Source organism: Aeromonas encheleia (assembly GCF_900637545.1).
Taxonomy (GTDB): Bacteria; Pseudomonadota; Gammaproteobacteria; order Enterobacterales; family Aeromonadaceae; genus Aeromonas; species Aeromonas encheleia.
The window spans coordinates 2,296,173-2,312,910 of the sequence record NZ_LR134376.1 but is presented as its reverse complement, the minus strand read 5'-3'; the positions used below and the strand labels follow the sequence as shown (position 1 = coordinate 2,312,910).

Annotated in this window: 11 protein-coding genes; all 11 read left to right on the top strand. The window is 59.9% G+C overall.

Going from position 1 to position 16,738, the window contains the following annotated elements:
• Positions 1–236 precede the first annotated feature (236 nt).
• The 11 genes from EL255_RS10725 to EL255_RS10675 all read left to right on the top strand — a co-directional run bounded on the left by EL255_RS10725 (position 237) and on the right by EL255_RS10675 (position 16,679).
• Positions 237–695 carry a hypothetical protein gene (locus tag EL255_RS10725; RefSeq protein ID WP_042653794.1) on the top strand — a complete coding sequence of 153 codons (459 nt, stop codon included), beginning with the start codon at positions 237–239 and terminating at the stop codon, positions 693–695.
• A gap of 110 nt (positions 696–805) precedes the next feature.
• The gene (locus EL255_RS10720) at positions 806–1,264 is read left to right on the top strand and encodes a GAF domain-containing protein (protein ID WP_042653793.1); all 459 of its coding nucleotides are present in this window, start codon (positions 806–808) and stop codon (positions 1,262–1,264) included.
• Between the two features lie 102 nt (positions 1,265–1,366).
• Positions 1,367–2,005: an RNA chaperone ProQ gene (gene proQ / locus EL255_RS10715; protein WP_042653792.1), complete on the top strand. Its 639-nt coding sequence runs from the start codon at positions 1,367–1,369 to the stop codon at positions 2,003–2,005.
• An 8-nt stretch (positions 2,006–2,013) separates the two neighbouring features.
• Entirely contained in the window at positions 2,014–4,029 is a 2,016-nt protein-coding gene (prc, locus tag EL255_RS10710) for a carboxy terminal-processing peptidase (protein ID WP_042653791.1), read from the top strand.
• 152 nt (positions 4,030–4,181) lie between these two features.
• The gene (gene pepN, locus EL255_RS10705; RefSeq protein WP_042653790.1) at positions 4,182–6,806 is read left to right on the top strand and encodes an aminopeptidase N; all 2,625 of its coding nucleotides are present in this window, start codon (positions 4,182–4,184) and stop codon (positions 6,804–6,806) included.
• A 108-nt stretch (positions 6,807–6,914) separates the two neighbouring features.
• Positions 6,915–7,136 (top strand): DUF2835 family protein, encoded by a 222-nt coding sequence (locus EL255_RS10700; protein ID WP_042653789.1) that lies wholly within the window; start codon positions 6,915–6,917, stop codon positions 7,134–7,136.
• Positions 7,137–7,410: 274 nt separating this feature from the next.
• On the top strand, positions 7,411–12,252 hold the full coding sequence (locus tag EL255_RS10695) for an NAD-glutamate dehydrogenase (RefSeq protein WP_042653788.1): 4,842 nt from the start codon (positions 7,411–7,413) through the stop codon (positions 12,250–12,252).
• Between the two features lie 64 nt (positions 12,253–12,316).
• Complete coding sequence (gene pyrD, locus EL255_RS10690; protein ID WP_042653787.1) at positions 12,317–13,327, top strand: quinone-dependent dihydroorotate dehydrogenase; 1,011 nt, start codon at positions 12,317–12,319, stop codon at positions 13,325–13,327.
• Between the two features lie 85 nt (positions 13,328–13,412).
• Positions 13,413–13,949, top strand: a complete 537-nt coding sequence (locus EL255_RS10685; protein WP_042653786.1) for a cell division protein ZapC — start codon at positions 13,413–13,415, stop codon at positions 13,947–13,949.
• A gap of 325 nt (positions 13,950–14,274) precedes the next feature.
• A complete protein-coding gene (gene rlmKL / locus EL255_RS10680) occupies positions 14,275–16,455 on the top strand; it encodes a bifunctional 23S rRNA (guanine(2069)-N(7))-methyltransferase RlmK/23S rRNA (guanine(2445)-N(2))-methyltransferase RlmL (protein WP_042653785.1) in 2,181 nt (726 codons plus the stop codon).
• Positions 16,455–16,679: a glutaredoxin family protein gene (locus tag EL255_RS10675; RefSeq protein WP_042653784.1), complete on the top strand. Its 225-nt coding sequence runs from the start codon at positions 16,455–16,457 to the stop codon at positions 16,677–16,679. The genes rlmKL and EL255_RS10675 overlap by 1 nt, the downstream gene beginning before the upstream one ends.
• Positions 16,680–16,738 lie beyond the last annotated feature (59 nt).

Below are 16,738 nucleotides of genomic sequence, written 5' to 3'. Positions count from 1 at the left end.
CCAGGACCATTTTCACCCCAAATCTGCGAAATCCCTCTCGTTAACATCTGTTAATAAAAGGAAAAGCAAAAGGTGGTTAAATGAAAATTCATTGAGAATGATACTGAACTGACCGGTAAAATAACAGTACAAACAGTGATATATTTGGCTCTGACGGGTCTCGTGTTCGCCAGTTTTTACCTTGCGCGAGATCACGAAAATCGTATTTTCAAAGTACCTTACAAGGCTGTTTTTTCATGAAAGAGAGACTCACTTCACGCAAAATCGGGCACTTGACGATTGTCCTTGCCATTTTGCTCTCATTGATGGCGTATCGGACCTGGTTTTCGGGCCCGCAGACGGCGCTGCCGCAGGCAGGAAATGATCAGATTTGTGATCTGACCCACAGCCCGTGCGGCGATCTCATCGGCAACAAGCCGTTGACGGTCAGCGTCGAGGGGGCGCCGGTGCAGGCCGAACATGACTTTGTTTTGCGCCTTCAGGGGGGGGATGCGGCCATCACCCCGGTCAAGGCCTGGCTGGAGGGGAAGGAGATGTTCATGGGCCGGATCCCGGTGCAATTTGAGGCCAGCGATGGCGGTTGGCAGGGGAAAGCCCAGGTGGGTTCCTGCACCTCGGCGACCATGGTCTGGCTGCTCAATATCGAGTGGAGCAATGGCCAGCGCCAGCAGCTGGCGCTCTCCGTTTCCCGTTGATGGGGCTGGCCTGTTTGGGTAAAAGCAGGGGGCCGAGTGAAATTTGATTTGAATTTTTCAGGCAGGACGGTACCTTGCACTGATTATCAAGGAGTGAAGTTCATTTAATCATGATTGAAAAACAAGCATTTTATCGCACCCTGAACCAGCAGGCCCAGGCGTTGCTGGAGGGAGAGCCGGACCTCATCGCCAACCTGGCCAACCTGTCCGCGCTGCTCAATCAGGAGCTGGCTGACATCAACTGGGTCGGCTTCTATCTGCTGCAAGGTGACACCCTGGTGTTGGGGCCCTTCCAGGGCAAGCCGGCCTGCGTGCGCATTCCGGTCGGGCGAGGGGTCTGCGGCACCGCCGTGGCTGAGGGCAAGACTCAGCTGGTGGACGACGTACACCAGTTCGTCGGCCATATCGCCTGCGATGGCGCCAGCAACTCGGAGATCGTGATCCCGCTGCGCCGTGGCGGTGACATCATCGGGGTCCTGGATGTGGACAGTCCGATTTTTAACCGTTTTGACCAGGAGGACCGAATTGGCCTCGAAGAAACGGTGCAAATTTTGGAAAGCATGCTCTAAGTCATTGCTAGATGGTTCGCAAAAGGCCCCAAGCTCTCTATAATAGGGCCTTTGTTGTGTTCGGGCATGGCCCGTGCGTCTATATGAAAGCCAAGGTTATACATGGAAAACACTGAAAAGCTGAAGAACAGTAAAGAGATCGTTGCCTACCTGGTCGAGAAATTCCCGGCCTGCTTCATCGCTGAAGGAGAGGCCAAGCCACTCAAGATTGGCATCTTCCAGGATCTGGCCGCGCGCCTTGCTGATGACGACAGAGTCTCCAAGACCATGCTGCGCTCTGCTCTGCGTCAATACACCTCCAGCTGGCGTTACCTGCATGGCCTCAAGGCTGGCCAGGCCCGTGTCGATCTGGACGGCAACCCCGGTGAGCTGCTGACCGAAGAGCACATCGAACATGCCAAACAGGCGCTGAAAGAGAGCAAAGAGCGTGTCTTTGCCAGCCGCCGCACCAATACCAAGGAAAAGGAAGACAAGCCGAAGCAGCCGCGCCGTCCCGCGCCACGCAAAGCCGATGCCGCCCGTTCCGACAAACCGAAAGCCGCCCCCAAGGCCGCTCCCGTTGCCGAAGCTCCGCTGGTGAAAGTCGATGCCGCGACGCTGAAAGTGGACCAGGGCGTGCGCGTCGTGCTGGGCAAGAACCCTGTCCCGGCCACCATCAAGGAAGTGACCAAGGACGACGTACAGGTTCAATTGCAGACCGGCATGATGTTGCGGGTCAAGTTCGAGCATCTGGTTCTCTAAGGAGACAAATGTTGAAGCATGGCGTAATTCGTTTTTCCCTCGTTGCCTGTAGCCTGGCGCTTGCCGGGCTTGCACAGGCCATCGAGCCGGTGCTCAAGGAAAGTGATTTGCCTGTGTTGGCTCAAGAGAGCCAACATGCTACGGCCAGCAAGCGAATTGCCAATCTGTTTACCCGCTCCCATTACAAACAGTTCAAGCTGGACGATGCCTTTTCCTCCGTGATCTTCGACAAGTATCTGGAGAATCTGGACTACAGCCGCAACCTGTTTTTGGCCTCTGACATCAGCCGCTTTGAAAAGTACCGTACCGGTTTTGACACCGATCTCGAAAGAGGACGGCTGGCTCCTGCCTACGAGATGTTCAACCTGAGTCAGCAGCGGCGTTATGAGCGGTTCGAATACGCCCTTAAACTGCTAGACACTCCCTTCGATTTCACCCAGCCCGACAATTACATCTTCGATCGGGAAGGGGCGGCCTGGCCCAAGGACGAGGCCGAGCTCAACGAGTTGTGGCGTCAACGGGTCAAGTTCGATGCCCTGAGCCTCAAGCTCAGCGGCAAGGAGTGGCCCGAGATCAAGGAGCTGCTTGGCAAGCGTTACAACAACGCCATCAAGCGGATGTCCCAGACCGAGAGCGAGGACGTGTTCCAGCTCTTCATGAACTCCTTCGCCCGGGCCATCGAGCCGCACACCAGCTACCTCTCGCCGCGCAGCGCCGATCGCTTCAACACCGAGATGAACCTCTCGCTGGAAGGCATAGGTGCCGTGTTGCAGGCGGAGGATGACTTTACCGTCATCCGCTCCCTGGTGCCCGGTGGCCCGGCCGCCAAGTCCAACCACCTCAAACCCGATGACAAGATCACCGGGGTCGGGCAGGACGATGGCAAGATTGTCGATGTGATCGGCTGGCGTCTGGATGACGTGGTCGAACTCATCAAGGGTCCCAAAGGCAGCAAGGTGAAGCTGGAGATCCAGCGCGGCAAGGGCGCAACCGCCAAGACCGAGCTGATCGAGCTGACCCGTGACAAGGTGCGCCTGGAAGACAGGGCCGCCAAGTCCAAGGTGATCAATGCCGAAGGCAAGAAGATAGGGATACTCGAGGTCCCGAGCTTCTACGTCAATCTGCATGACGACGTCATCAAGGAGCTCTCCAGCCTCAACAAGCAGAAGATCGATGGCCTCATCGTCGATCTGCGTGGCAACGGCGGCGGTGCCCTGACCGAGGCCTCGGCCCTGAGCGGCCTGTTCTTCGCCAGCGGGCCCGTGGTGCAGATCCGTGATCACATGGGCCGCATCACGGTCAATGGCGACGATGACGGCAATGTCTACTACGGCGGCCCCATGTCGGTGATGATCGATCGCTACAGCGCCTCGGCCTCCGAGATCTTCGCCGCCGCCATGCAGGACTATGGTCGCGCCCTGATCCTGGGTGAAAACTCGTTCGGCAAGGGCACTGTGCAGCAGCATCGCAGCCTGGCTAAGGTCTATGACTTCTACGAGCAGCCGCTGGGTCATGTGCAGTACACCATCGCCAAGTTCTACCGGATCAACGGTGGCAGCACCCAGAATAAGGGAGTCGCCCCGGACATCAGCTTCCCCACCGCCGTGTCACCGGAGGAGACGGGGGAGAGCCGCGAGTTCAATGCGCTGCCCTGGGACAAGATTGCCTCGGCCAGTTATGGCAAGTTGGGGGACTTCTCCAGCCTGCTCTCCAGGCTGAAGAGCGATCACGAGGCGCGGATCAACAAGGATCCGGAGTTTGCCTACGTGATGCAGGACATCAAGGAGTATCAGGAGGACAAGGACAAGAAGTCGGTCTCCCTGAACGAAGCCGAGCGGTTGGCCGAGCAGGCCAAGCAGGACGAGAAGGCGCTGGTGCGAGCCAATGAGCGACTGACCCGTCTTGGCAAGCCGACGGTGAAGAGCCTGGATGCACTGCCGACCGATTTCGAGGCACCTGACGAGTACCAGATCGAAGCCGCGAACATCACGGCGGATCTGGCTCGCCTGAGCAAGAAAAGCTGATCGAACACGCAGCGATGCGAACTGACAAGGGCGACTTCGGTCGCCCTTTCTTTTTGGCCGCAGTTAGCCAGTGGAATGCAAACCATTTGACCCTGCCGATCCGTTGTGACAGCCTCTGACACGTCAATAACAAAGCGTGGAAGCACACAATAATGACCGATCACTCCCAGGCCATGACGGCCAAATATCGCCAGGATTACCAGGCGCCGCTCTACTGGATCGACAGCATCGATCTCGACTTCCAGTTGCAGGAGCCCCTGACCCGTGTCACAGCCATCTCCCGTCTGCGTCGCAACGGTGAACACAAGGCGCCGCTGGTGCTGGACGGCGAGGGACTCGTCCTGCGGAGCATCAGTGTGGATGGTATTCCGTTCACTCAGTACGAGCAGGGGGAGAACAGCCTGACGCTGTTCAACCTGCCGGCCGAATGTGTGCTGACCCTAGTCACCGATCTGGATCCCGCCGCCAACACGGCGCTGGAGGGGCTCTACAAGTCCGGCGACGCCTACTGCACCCAGTGCGAGGCCGAGGGTTTCCGCCGCATCACCTATTATCTGGACCGCCCCGACATACTGGCGCGCTACAGCACCCGCATCAGCGCCGACAAGGCCAAGTATCCCTTCCTGCTCTCCAACGGCAACAAGGTCGAGAGCGGCGATCTGGACGGGGGCCGTCACTTCGTGCAGTGGCAGGATCCCTTCCCCAAGCCCAGCTACCTGTTCGCCCTGGTGGCCGGTGACTTCGATGTGGAGCGCAGCAGCTACCGCACCAGAAGCGGCCGCGAAGTCGCCCTCGAGATCTTCGTCGACAAGGGCAACCTGGACCGAGCCGGTTTCGCCATGGAGAGCCTGATCAACTCCATGCGCTGGGACGAGCAGCGCTTCGGCCTCGAATACGATCTCGACATCTATATGATTGTCGCGGTGGACTTCTTCAACATGGGTGCCATGGAGAACAAGGGGCTGAACATCTTCAACTCCAAGTTCGTGCTGGCCAACCCGGCGACCGCTACCGACGCCGATTACCACGGCATCGAGCGGGTCATAGGCCACGAGTATTTCCACAACTGGACCGGCAACCGCGTCACCTGCCGCGACTGGTTCCAGCTCAGCCTGAAAGAGGGGCTGACGGTGTTCCGGGATCAGGAGTTCTCCTCCGATCTGGGCTCGCGCGGGGTCAACCGCATCAATAATGTGCGCACCGTGCGCGGCCCGCAGTTTGCCGAAGACGCCGGCCCCATGGCGCACCCCATCCGCCCGGATGTGGTGATCGAGATGAACAACTTCTATACCCTGACCGTCTACGAGAAGGGCTCGGAAGTGATCCGCATGCTGCATACCCTGCTGGGTGAGGATAATTTCCAGGCCGGCATGCGGCTCTATTTCGAGCGCCACGACGGCCAGGCCGTCACCTGCGATGACTTCGTGCAGGCGATGGAGGATGCCGGAGGCCGAGATCTCGGCCGCTTCCGTCGCTGGTACAGCCAGTCCGGCACTCCTGAGCTCACCGTGACGGACGAGTACGATGCCGCCACCGGTATCTACCGCCTGCACGTGCGCCAGCACACGCCGCCGACTCAGGATCAGCCGCAGAAGCTGCCGCTGCACATTCCCCTCGATATCGAGCTGTATGACGAAAACGGGGCCGTGATCCCGCTGCAGTATCAGGGCCAGGCCATCGGCCAGGTGCTCGACGTGCTGGAGGCGGAACAGACCTTCGTCTTCGATCGGGTGCCGGTCAAGCCGGTCATCTCCCTGCTGCGGGACTTCTCCGCCCCGGTCAAGCTGCACTATGAGTACAGCGACGAGGCGCTGGCCTTCCTGATGCGCTTCGCGCGCAACGAGTTCGCCCGTTGGGATGCGGCCCAGATGCTGATCAACAAGGCGGTGATCGCAGGGGTGGCCCGGGTGCAACAGGGCCTGGATGTCGAGCTCTCCGCGACCCTGCTGGCGGCCTTCGTCGCCATCCTGGACGAGGCCGAACTCGATCCGGCGCTCAAGGCCGAGATTTTGGCCCTGCCGGGGGAGGCGACCCTGGCCGAGCTGTTCGAGGTTGCCGACATCGATGCTATCCACCGGGTCCGTGATGCCATCCACCGCGCCCTGGCGCAGGCGTTCGGTGCGAGACTGGCCGCCAACTACGAGGGACTGCGCCTGCAAGGCTATCGGGTGGTGCATGCCGATATGGCCAAGCGCGCCCTCAAAGGGGTGGTGCTGGGTTATCTGGCGGCGCTCGACAGTGAGGGCACCGATGCCCTGGTGCGCGAGCAATACGCCCAGGCCGACAACATGACCGACACCCTGATGGCGTTGCAGGTGGCCAATGGCCATCTGCTGCCGTGCCGCGCCGAACTGCTGGCCGATTTTGAGGGCAAGTGGGCCCAGGATGGTCTGGTGCTGGACAACTGGCTGCGCCTGGTCGGCAGCAAGCCGGCGAGCGATGTGCTGATCGAGGTGCGTCAGGCAATGGGCCATCCCACCTTCAGCATTCGCAACCCGAACCGGCTGCGTGCCCTGGTGGGCAGCTTCGCCATGAACAATCAGGTGCAGTTCCACACCATCGACGGCAGCGGCTATCGCTTCCTGACCGATCTGCTGATCGAGCTCAACGAGGTCAACCCCCAGGTGGCCTCCCGCCTGATCACCCCGCTGATCCAGTTCAAACGGCTGGACGAGGTGCGCAAGGGGCTGATCCGGGCCGAGCTGCTCCGGCTGTTCAAGCTGGACGGGTTGGCGCGAGACTTGTTCGAGAAGGTGAGCAAGGCGCTGCAGCAGTAATCTCGCCTGGTTGAACAGAGGGCAGGGGAGCCTGGTTCTCCTGCCCTCTCGTTCGGATCCGGCAGACCCATTCATGACGTGCATATAGAGAGAAGAGGAACCAACAAGGTGAGGCAATATACCTTTCGACTGGCATTGAGCAGCGAGGAGATCCTGCTGATGTATCAGGGCCATGCCAGGCGGCTGGTGGTACGTACCGAGCAGGGGTTGACCATAGAGCTCGGGCTGGAAAAAATTCGGAGTTTTGTCGCAACCACTGGCGTATACGGCTACTTTCGGCTGAAAACCCAGGACGATCATCGCTTCATCAGCCTGGAACGCATAAATTAACAAAAACAGAACAGATTCCCGAGTAATTATCTGCTTTAAGTCACTATCTATCCGGTAGATTTGCCATAAGCCAGTGTGATTTTCTATTTTTTGCCGACTTGGCAAAATTTATCACAACCCAAGCCGTGATCTGCCCCTTGTTTTTAACATCCCATTATCACCATTGCTCGCCTTCCTTGATCCAAGACATTACACTTCGCAGCAACTCTGTACCGGTGGGTATCCAGCGTGGTTACCCATGTGTCGGTGATGTCGTCCGATAAGGAAACTAGCAATGGCATTGAAAGACGCCCCTACCTCAGTTCTGCTCGAAAACGTTCTCAGCCTGATCCATCAGAAGTTGCCCAAGAAGAGTGCCTCCCTGGTCGAGTGCTTCGTCGCCAAGTTCTACGGCAACATGGCCAGCACCGATCTGCACGATCGCAATGACAGCGATCTCTACGGGGCGGCGCTGAGCCTGTGGAATGCGCTCAACCAGCGCACCAGCACGGATCCCTATATCCGGGTCTACAACCCCGAGCTGACCCGCCACGGATGGCAGTCTCCCCACACCATCGTCGAGATCATCTTGCAGGACACTCCTTTCCTGGTGGATTCCATCCGCATGGCCCTCAAGCGTCTCAACATCACCGCTCACATGATGCTGCACCAGCCGCTGCACCTCATTCGTAGCGGCGAGGGCAAGATCAGCGCCATTCTTGAGCTCGACAACACCGCCGAGCAGACCTCGGTGGAGACCGCCTTCCTCATCGAGATCGACCATCTGACCTCTGACGAGCAGATGGAGGCCCTGGCCGCCGAACTGAAATCCGTGGCCGGCGAAGTGGCGCTGGCGGTGGGTGACTGGCAGCCGATGCTGGCTCGCCTGAACGAGATCATCGACGAACTGCCGAGGCGCAAGAACCCGGTCAGCCAGGCCGAGGTCGATTCCAGTGTCGCCTTCCTCAAGTGGGTGGCGGCCAATAATTTCACCCTGATGGGTTATCGCCGTTATGACGTGAAAGCGGTGGAAGGGGATCACGAGATCCTGCCGCTGTCGGATTCCAGCCTCGGTCTGATGAAGAACTCCGTCAAGGACGAGGGCCAGCGGCTGGGCAGCATGCCCGCCAGCGCCCGTCACGCGGCCCTGAGCTCTGATCTGCTGATCCTGACCAAGTCCAACAGCAAGGCCCGCGTGCACCGCCCGGCCTATGTGGACTACATCGGCATCAAGCGCTTCGATGAGCACGGCAAGGTGGTGGGGGAGGATCGCTTCATCGGTCTCTATGCCTCGTCCATCTACAACACCAGTGCCACCCAGATACCGCTCATCAGCCATCGTCTCGAGCGCATCATGGCCGCCTCTGGTCACGAGAAGGGCTCCCACGCCTACAAGGCGCTGCTGAACGTCTTGGAAACCTACCCGCGCGACGAGCTGATCCAGGCTCGCGAGGAGGAGCTGCTGGCCACCGGCCTCGGCGTGCTGGAGATGCAGGAGCGCGACATGCTGCGCCTGTTCGTGCGCCGCGATGTGTACGGCCGCTTCTTCTCCTGCATGGTCTATGTCACCAAGGAGCGCTACAACACGGCGCTGCGGGTCAAGACCCAGCAGATATTGCAGAAATATTTTGGCAGCAGCGACGAGGTGGAGTTCAACGTCTACTTCTCCGAAGGCGTGCTGGCCCGGACCCACTACATAGTGCGGGTCAACAATAACAACGTGGATGTGGATGTGAACGAAGTACAGAACAACCTGATTGAAGCCGCCCGCAGCTGGGATGACCGCCTGGATTCCGTGCTGCTCTCCCATTACGGCGAGGCCCTCGGCAACGGCCTGCGTCGCCGCTTCAGCACCGCCTTCCCCCGTGCCTACAAGGAAGATGTGCTGCCGGGCTCCGCCGTGGCCGACATCATAGCGCTGGACAGCCTGAGCGAGAGCAATCCGCTCGGCATGCTGTTCTACCGCGCCCAGGAAGAAGAGAACGATCGCCGGGTGCGCCTCAAGCTGTTCCACCGCACCGAACCTATCCACCTCTCTGACGTCCTGCCCATGCTGGAAAACATGGGGCTGCGGATCATAGGGGAGACCCCGTATCAGGTGCGCACCCCGACCGGTGAGGTGTTCTGGATCCTCGACTTCTCCATGCTGCTGCGCGGCGATCAGCCGTTCGATCTGGCCCAGAGCCAGCAGCGCTTCCAGCAGGCCTTCGCCGGCGTCTGGAACAAGACCCTGGAAGATGACGGCTTCAACCGTCTGGTGCTGGGTGCCAGCCTCACCGGCCGTCAGGTCTCGGTGCTGCGGGCCTATGCCAAGTACATGCGCCAGACCGGTGTCTCCTTCAGCCAGTCCTACATCGAGGAGACGCTGACCCGTTATCCCGAGATTGCCCAGCTGTTGTTCACCCTGTTCGAGCAACGCCTCTGCCCGACCATCAAGCAAGATGCCAAGGCGCAGGAGAAACTGCACGAGCAGCTCGCCGCCAAGCTGGATCAGGTCGCGAACCTGGACGACGATCGCATCATCCGCCGCTACATGGAGATGATCGACGCCACCCTGCGCACCAACTTCTATCAGAGGGACGCGCAGGGCGAGATCAAGCCCTACATCTCCTTCAAGCTGGCGCCGTCCAGCATCACCGACATGCCGCTGCCGCTGCCAAAATTCGAGATCTTCGTCTACTCGCCGCGAGTGGAAGGGGTGCATCTGCGCTGGGGCAAGGTCGCCCGTGGCGGCCTGCGCTGGTCCGATCGCAAGGAAGACTTCCGCACCGAGGTGCTGGGTCTGGTCAAGGCGCAGCAGGTCAAGAACACCGTCATAGTGCCGGTCGGTGCCAAGGGCTGCTTCTACTGCAAGCAGATGCCGGTCGGCGCCCCCCGCGCCGTCCTTCAGGAAGAGGGCAAGGCCTGCTATCGCCTGTTCATCCGCGGCCTGCTCGATGTGACCGACAACATCATCCAGGGGGAGGTGATCCCGCCCAAAGACGTGGTTCGCCACGACGAGGATGACTACTACCTGGTGGTGGCGGCCGACAAGGGCACCGCGACCTTCTCCGACATCGCCAACGAGCTGAGCCACGAATACGGTCACTGGCTCGGCGATGCCTTCGCCTCCGGCGGCTCGGTCGGTTATGACCACAAGAAGATGGCCATCACCGCCCGCGGCGCCTGGGAGTCGGTCAAGCGCCACTTCCGCGAACTCGGCCTCAACTGCCAGACCAGCGACTTCACCTGTGTGGGGATAGGCGACATGGCGGGGGACGTGTTCGGCAACGGCATGCTGCTCTCCGAGCACACCCAGCTGGTGGGCGCCTTCAACCACATGCACATCTTCATCGACCCGACCCCCAACGCCGCCAAGAGCTTCGTCGAGCGCCAGCGCCTGTTCGATCTGCCGGGTTCGAGCTGGGATGACTACAATCGCGAACTGCTCTCCGAGGGCGGCGGCATCTTCCTGCGCTCGGCCAAGTCCATCAAGCTGAGCCCGCAGACTCAGGTCCTGCTCGGCACCGACAAGACCAGCATGGCGCCGAACGAGCTGATCAAGGCGCTGCTCTGCCTGAACGTCGACCTGCTCTGGAACGGCGGCATCGGCACCTATGTGAAGAGCTCCCGCGAAAGCGATGCCGAGGTCGGCGATCGCAGCAACGACGTGCTGCGGGTCAACGGTCGTGATCTGCGTGCCCGCATCGTCGGCGAGGGCGGCAACCTCGGCTTCACCCAGCTCGGTCGGGTGGAGTACGCCAGCCAGGGCGGTCACATCAACACCGACTTCACCGACAACGTGGGCGGGGTGGATTGCTCCGACAACGAGGTCAACATCAAGATCCTGCTCAACCAGCTGGTGGCTGCAGGCGACATGACCCTCAAGCAGCGCAACCAGATGCTGTACGAGATGACGGATGCGGTGGCGAAGATCGTCATCACCAACGCCTACCGTCAGTCCCAGTCCATCTCTGTCACCGCCTTCCGTGGCGCCGAGCAGCTCAAGGAGCAGCAACGCTTCATCCAGGGGCTGGAGCGCGAAGGCAAGCTGGACAGGGCACTGGAGTTCCTGCCCTCCGATGAGGAGCTGTCCGAGCGGATGGCGGCAGGGCAGGGGCTGACCCGTCCCGAGCTCGCCGTGCTGGTGGCCTATGGCAAGATGGTGCTCAAGGAGCAACTCAACTGCCCGGAAGTGATCGACGAGCCCTTCCTCGCCAACATGCTGGTGACCAGCTTCCCAGCCCAGCTGCAGCAGCAGTTCGGTGCCCAGCTTGCCCAGCATCCGCTGCGGGGCGAGATCATCGCGACTCGCGTCGCCAACATGCTGGTCAATGACATGGGGCTCAACTTCGCCAGCCGGATGAAGGACGAGACCGGTGCCTCGGTGGCCGAAGTGGCCTGCTGCTTCGCCATGGCCCGCGAGGTGTTTGGCCTCAATGCGCTCTGGCGTGACATCGAGGGTTGCGACAACCTGGTGGATGCCAATACCCAGCTCGAACTGATGTTCTACAGCCGCCGCATCGTGCGCCGTGCCACCCGCTGGTTCCTGCGCGCCCGCAATCGCAGCTGGAGCATCAGCGAAAACATCGCCTTCTTCCGCCCGGCCTTCGAGACCCTGGCCCAGCACCTCTACGAGGTGATGGACGAGAGCGAAGTGGCCGAGCACCAGCAGGCGGTGGCCGCGCTGGTGGCCAAGCAGGTCCCCGAGCAGATTGCCCGTCAGGTGGCGCACATGAGCAGCCTGTTCTCCAGCCTGGATCTGGCGCAGATCGCCGCTGAGCACAAGACCGACATACTGCGCGCCGCCAACGTCTACTACCGCCTCGGTGCCAAGCTCGACCTGCACTGGTTCCTCGAGCAGATCAACCATCAACCCGTGGGCAACCACTGGCAGGCGATGGCACGGGCCTCCTTCCGCGAAGATCTGGACTGGCAGCAACGCAGCCTCACTTCCGTGGTACTGGAAGGGTGCAAAGAGCAGGGCGAATGCGCTACCATACTGGCCGACTGGATTTCGGAGCATGAGCAACTCTTGTCCCGTTGGACCCACATGTTGGCCGACTTCAAGACCACCAGTACTCACGAGTTCGCCAAGTTCTCGGTGGCCTTGCGAGAGTTGAACCTGCTCCAGTTGAATTGCCGAACCTCGATATAACGTTTATTGGCATCATCACACCAAAAGCCCCGGCCAGTTGCCGGGGCTTTTTTAAGGAGCAAACATGCTGTACCCCCTCGCAAGGCATTTCCTGTTCAAGCTCAATCCTGAACAGGCACACGATCTCTCCATCAAATATTTGCCCCGCCTTCTCGGTACGCCACTCGATTGTTTCTTCCGCCACGCATTGCCCACTCGCCCCGTCACCGTCATGGGGCTTAATTTTGCCAACCCGGTGGGACTGGCCGCTGGGCTGGATAAAGACGGGGAGTGTATCGATGCATTTGGCGCCATGGGGTTTGGCTTTATCGAAGTTGGGACAGTGACTCCCAAGCCCCAGAGCGGGAATGACAAGCCGCGTCTGTTCCGGGTTATTCCGGCGGAGGGGATCATCAACCGGATGGGATTTAACAACAAGGGTGTCGATCATCTGGTGGCCCGGGTCAAGGAGGCCAAATATCAGGGGGTGATCGGCATTAATATCGGCAAGAACAAGGATACCCCCATCGAGCAGGGCAAGGATGATTACCTGATCTGCATGGACAAGGTTTATGATCATGCCGGTTATATCGCCGTCAATATTTCCTCACCAAACACCCCAGGTCTGCGCCAATTGCAATACGGCGAGGCACTGGATGAGTTGCTGGCGGCGTTGAAGGTTCGACAGCAGGAGTTGGCGGCGCAATATAAGAAGTATGTCCCGCTCGCCGTTAAAATTGCCCCTGACTTGAGCCTGGATGAAATTAATCAGGTGGCCACCTCCTTGATCAAAAACGGGATCGATGGGGTCATCGCCACTAATACCACCCTGGATCGTGACATGATCTATGACCTGCCCCACGCCGGCGAGGCGGGTGGCCTGAGCGGGCGCCCCCTGCAACACAAGAGCACCGAAGTGATCCGCCAGCTGGCCAAGGCCCTCGATGGCGCGCTGCCTATTATCGGGGTAGGGGGCATCGACAGTGCCATGGCCGCCCGGGAGAAATTAGCCGCGGGTGCCAGTCTGGTCCAAATTTACAGCGGCTTTATTTATAAGGGCCCGAGTCTGGTGAAAGAGATCGTCACCCATATTTAAAAAATAGACGGTTGCCCTTATTTAAAGTTGCTCAAATTCTCGACATGGAATAAAGTCGAGTAACGGCTTAAGTAAGGGCAACTCCATGTGTATCCAACCCAATGACAATTGGCAGTGGCATTACGATGCTCAGGATGATCGTCTGATGCTGGATTTGTCCGATCGCATGATATTTGCCACCGAATATAAGGGGCGACAACTCGTCCCCAGCTCCTTCACCACCCAGCCATTCTGTGTGGACGACGCCGCCCTCTATTATCAGCTGATGGACAAGGCTGCCGAACTCGATTGGAGTACACCCCATCAGGTTCAGCTGGTACTGAATGCCATCGCCGTCAGTCGTTTTTATAAACCCTTGATGCCGCAGAGCTGGTTCTTTAATGAACAGCAGGCTCATTGCACGCTCGATATCGGTACCTTGGTGCGTATGGATACCTCCCATGGCAGGGGAGAATTCATGATCATAGAGGCAGGCGAACAGGCGAGCGTCTGTCTGAACCTGACCGAGGAATTAGTGTTGGCGACCAGCAAGATCCTGCCACGGTTCGGAGTGATCAAGGTGATGAATAATCGCATGCAGATCAGAACGACAACGGTGGCGCAGTATCGGCAGGTCAGCTAATAGCGCGCCGCCATTAATAGTTCGTTTTTTAAACTCACCTTCCAATGATCGGCTCCGGTTATTTTCAATGATATCCATCTCTGCCTGGCGGCTCATCGAGCGAGATCGTCGCTGTCTCTATTTCCCCTTTTTTTAAAATGCGTCATTGCGACAGGGACTGAGTCAGCGGTAGCTGGCCTGCAACCGCAGGATGTTGACGGCCCCCTCAAATAGACCCTGGATCGGCGAGATAACAGGCCGCCCCGGCGCGTGCCCATGGCGGACGGCCCTTTATATTCGCGGGATCCCCAAGGTTCGGATGCCGAGTGCGGGCCGATAAGGTATAATGCGGCACTATTTTTATGGCATCCCCGTGAGCGTGATGAAAGAATTCTTTGCAACCTGCCCCAAGGGGCTGGAAAACCTGTTGGCCGACGAGCTGACCACCCTGGGCGCAGAGCAGGTCCGTGAGACCGTGGCCGGCGTGCATTTCAAAGGCGAGCTGGCGATGGGCTACAAGGCCTGTCTGTGGAGCCGCTTCGCCTCCCGCATCGTGCTGGTGCTGTCCGAGTTCCAGATGAACGACGATCTGGATCTCTATCTGGGCGCCCACACCATCCCCTGGGAGGAGCACTTCCCCGGCACCTCTACCATTGCGGTGGACTTTACCGGTACCAACCCCGCCATTCGCAACACCCAGTATGGCGCCTTGAAGATCAAGGATGCCATCGTCGATCGCTTCACCAAGCGCGGTCATGTGCGCCCGGACATCGACAAGAAGTCGCCGGACATTCGCATCATGGCACACCTTGGCAAGGGCAAGGCCAACATCACCCTGGACCTGTCCGGCCCGGCCCTGCACCAGCGTTTCTATCGCCAGGGCACCGGTGAGGCGCCGCTCAAGGAGAACCTGGCCTGCGCCATGATAGCCCGCAGCGGTTGGGCCGGTGAGCCCATGATGGACCCCATGTGTGGCTCAGGCACCCTGCTGATCGAAGCGGCCTTCATCGCCGCCGACATGGCGCCGGCCCTGCGCCGCGAGCGCTTCGGTTTCGATCGCTGGCTGCAACACGATGCCGAGCTGTGGCAGAGCCTGATGATGGAAGCCCAGGTGCGTGCCAAGCGCGGCATGCAGCGCTGCGAGGTCAAGCTGTTTGGTTGTGACGCCGATCCCCGGGTGCTGATGAAGGCCCGTGACAACGCCAAAGCCGCCGGTGTCGCTCACCTCATCACCTTCAAGCAGGCCGATGTGAGCGCGCTGGAGAACCCGCTGCCCATGCCGGCCGGTGAGGATGAGGCTCGTCAGGTGGGGATGTTGATCTCCAACCCGCCCTATGGCGAGCGCCTGGGCGAATTCCCGGCCCTGCTGGAAGTGCACCAGGCGCTGGGCGATGCCCTGCGTCGCAGCTTCCAGGGCTGGCGCGTCTCCATCCTGTCTGCCTCGCCGGAGCTGCTAAGCTGCCTGCGCCTGCGGGCCGACAAGCAGTATCGCCTGTTCAACGGCGCGCTCGAGTGTCAGCTGCGCAACTACCAGATAGCGCTGGACTCCGTGGCGTCCCAGAAAGAGGTGGCCCAGGACTTCGCGAACCGTCTGCGCAAGAACCTCAAGACCCTGGAGAAGTGGGCGAGTAAAGAGGGCATCGACTGCTATCGCATCTACGATGCGGACCTGCCGGAATACAACGCCGCCATCGACCGCTATCAGGATTATCTGGTGGTGCAGGAGTATGCGGCGCCCAAGGACATCCCCGCCCAGAAGACCCGTCAGCGTCTGCTCGACATGGTACAGGCCGCCATCAAGGTGACCGGCATGGACGGCGAGAAGGTGATCCTCAAGGTGCGCGAGCGCCAGGAAGGCAAGCAGCAGTATCAGAAGCTTGCCACCGAGCAACACCGGATGGAGGTGCAGGAGTACGGTGCCCGCCTCTGGGTCAACCTCTATGACTACCTGGATACCGGTCTGTTCCTGGATCACCGTCAGACCCGCCGCATGCTGGGTCAGATGGCCAAGGGCAAGCGTTTCCTGAACCTGTTCGCCTACACCGGCAGTGCCACAGTGCACGCGGCGCTGGGCGGTGCGAGCGAGACCACCACGGTCGACATGTCTTATACCTACCTGGATTGGGCGCAGGACAACATGCGTCTGAACTCCCAGGTGGGTCGCCAGCACAAGTTCGTGCAGGCCGACTGCCTGAAGTGGCTCTCCGAGGCCGATGATCAGTACGACCTCATCTTCATCGATCCGCCCACCTTCTCCAACTCCAAGCGGATGGACGAGAGCTTCGACGTGCAGCGGGATCACCTGTTGCTGTTGCAGCATTTGAAACGTCTGCTGGCGGCCGACGGCACCCTGGTGTTCTCCAACAACAAGCGTCACTTCAAGATGGACCTGGCCGGTCTGGAGGCCACGGGCCTCAAGGCGCAGAACATCACCAGCAAGACCCGGCCGAAAGACTTCGAGCGCAACGTGCATATCCATAACTGCTGGATCATCACCCACGCCGACCAAGCGGCGGATGCCAGCTGATGCTGACCCTGTTTCACACCGACGGCTGTCACCTGTGTGAACAGGCCTGGGCGCTGGTGGAGGAAGCGGGATTGGCCGCGCGGACCCGCCAGTGCGACATCATGGAGGATGCCGACTGGTTGGCCGCTTACCGGGTGCGCATCCCGGTGCTGCGTGACGAGGCCGGCCGCGAGCTGGGCTGGCCCTTCACCTTGGCCGAGCTCAGGCTCTGGCTGGCGGTGTAGGCGAAACACTATTGTGTGCGTATGACATTGAGAGTGGGGCAGACCGGGTCTGGCCCGCT

Excerpts from the sequence above, each read along its gene's own strand:
- EL255_RS10725 (WP_042653794.1), top strand. The coding sequence starts at position 237 with ATGAAAGAGAGACTCACTTCACGCAAAATCGGGCACTTGACGATTGTC.
- EL255_RS10720 (WP_042653793.1), top strand. The coding sequence starts at position 806 with ATGATTGAAAAACAAGCATTTTATCGCACCCTGAACCAGCAGGCCCAG.
- proQ (WP_042653792.1), top strand. The coding sequence starts at position 1,367 with ATGGAAAACACTGAAAAGCTGAAGAACAGTAAAGAGATCGTTGCCTAC.
- prc (WP_042653791.1), top strand. The coding sequence starts at position 2,014 with ATGTTGAAGCATGGCGTAATTCGTTTTTCCCTCGTTGCCTGTAGCCTG.
- pepN (WP_042653790.1), top strand. The coding sequence starts at position 4,182 with ATGACCGATCACTCCCAGGCCATGACGGCCAAATATCGCCAGGATTAC.
- EL255_RS10695 (WP_042653788.1), top strand. The coding sequence starts at position 7,411 with ATGGCATTGAAAGACGCCCCTACCTCAGTTCTGCTCGAAAACGTTCTC.
- pyrD (WP_042653787.1), top strand. The coding sequence starts at position 12,317 with ATGCTGTACCCCCTCGCAAGGCATTTCCTGTTCAAGCTCAATCCTGAA.
- EL255_RS10685 (WP_042653786.1), top strand. The coding sequence starts at position 13,413 with ATGTGTATCCAACCCAATGACAATTGGCAGTGGCATTACGATGCTCAG.
- rlmKL (WP_042653785.1), top strand. The coding sequence starts at position 14,275 with ATGCGGCACTATTTTTATGGCATCCCCGTGAGCGTGATGAAAGAATTC.
- EL255_RS10675 (WP_042653784.1), top strand. The coding sequence starts at position 16,455 with ATGCTGACCCTGTTTCACACCGACGGCTGTCACCTGTGTGAACAGGCC.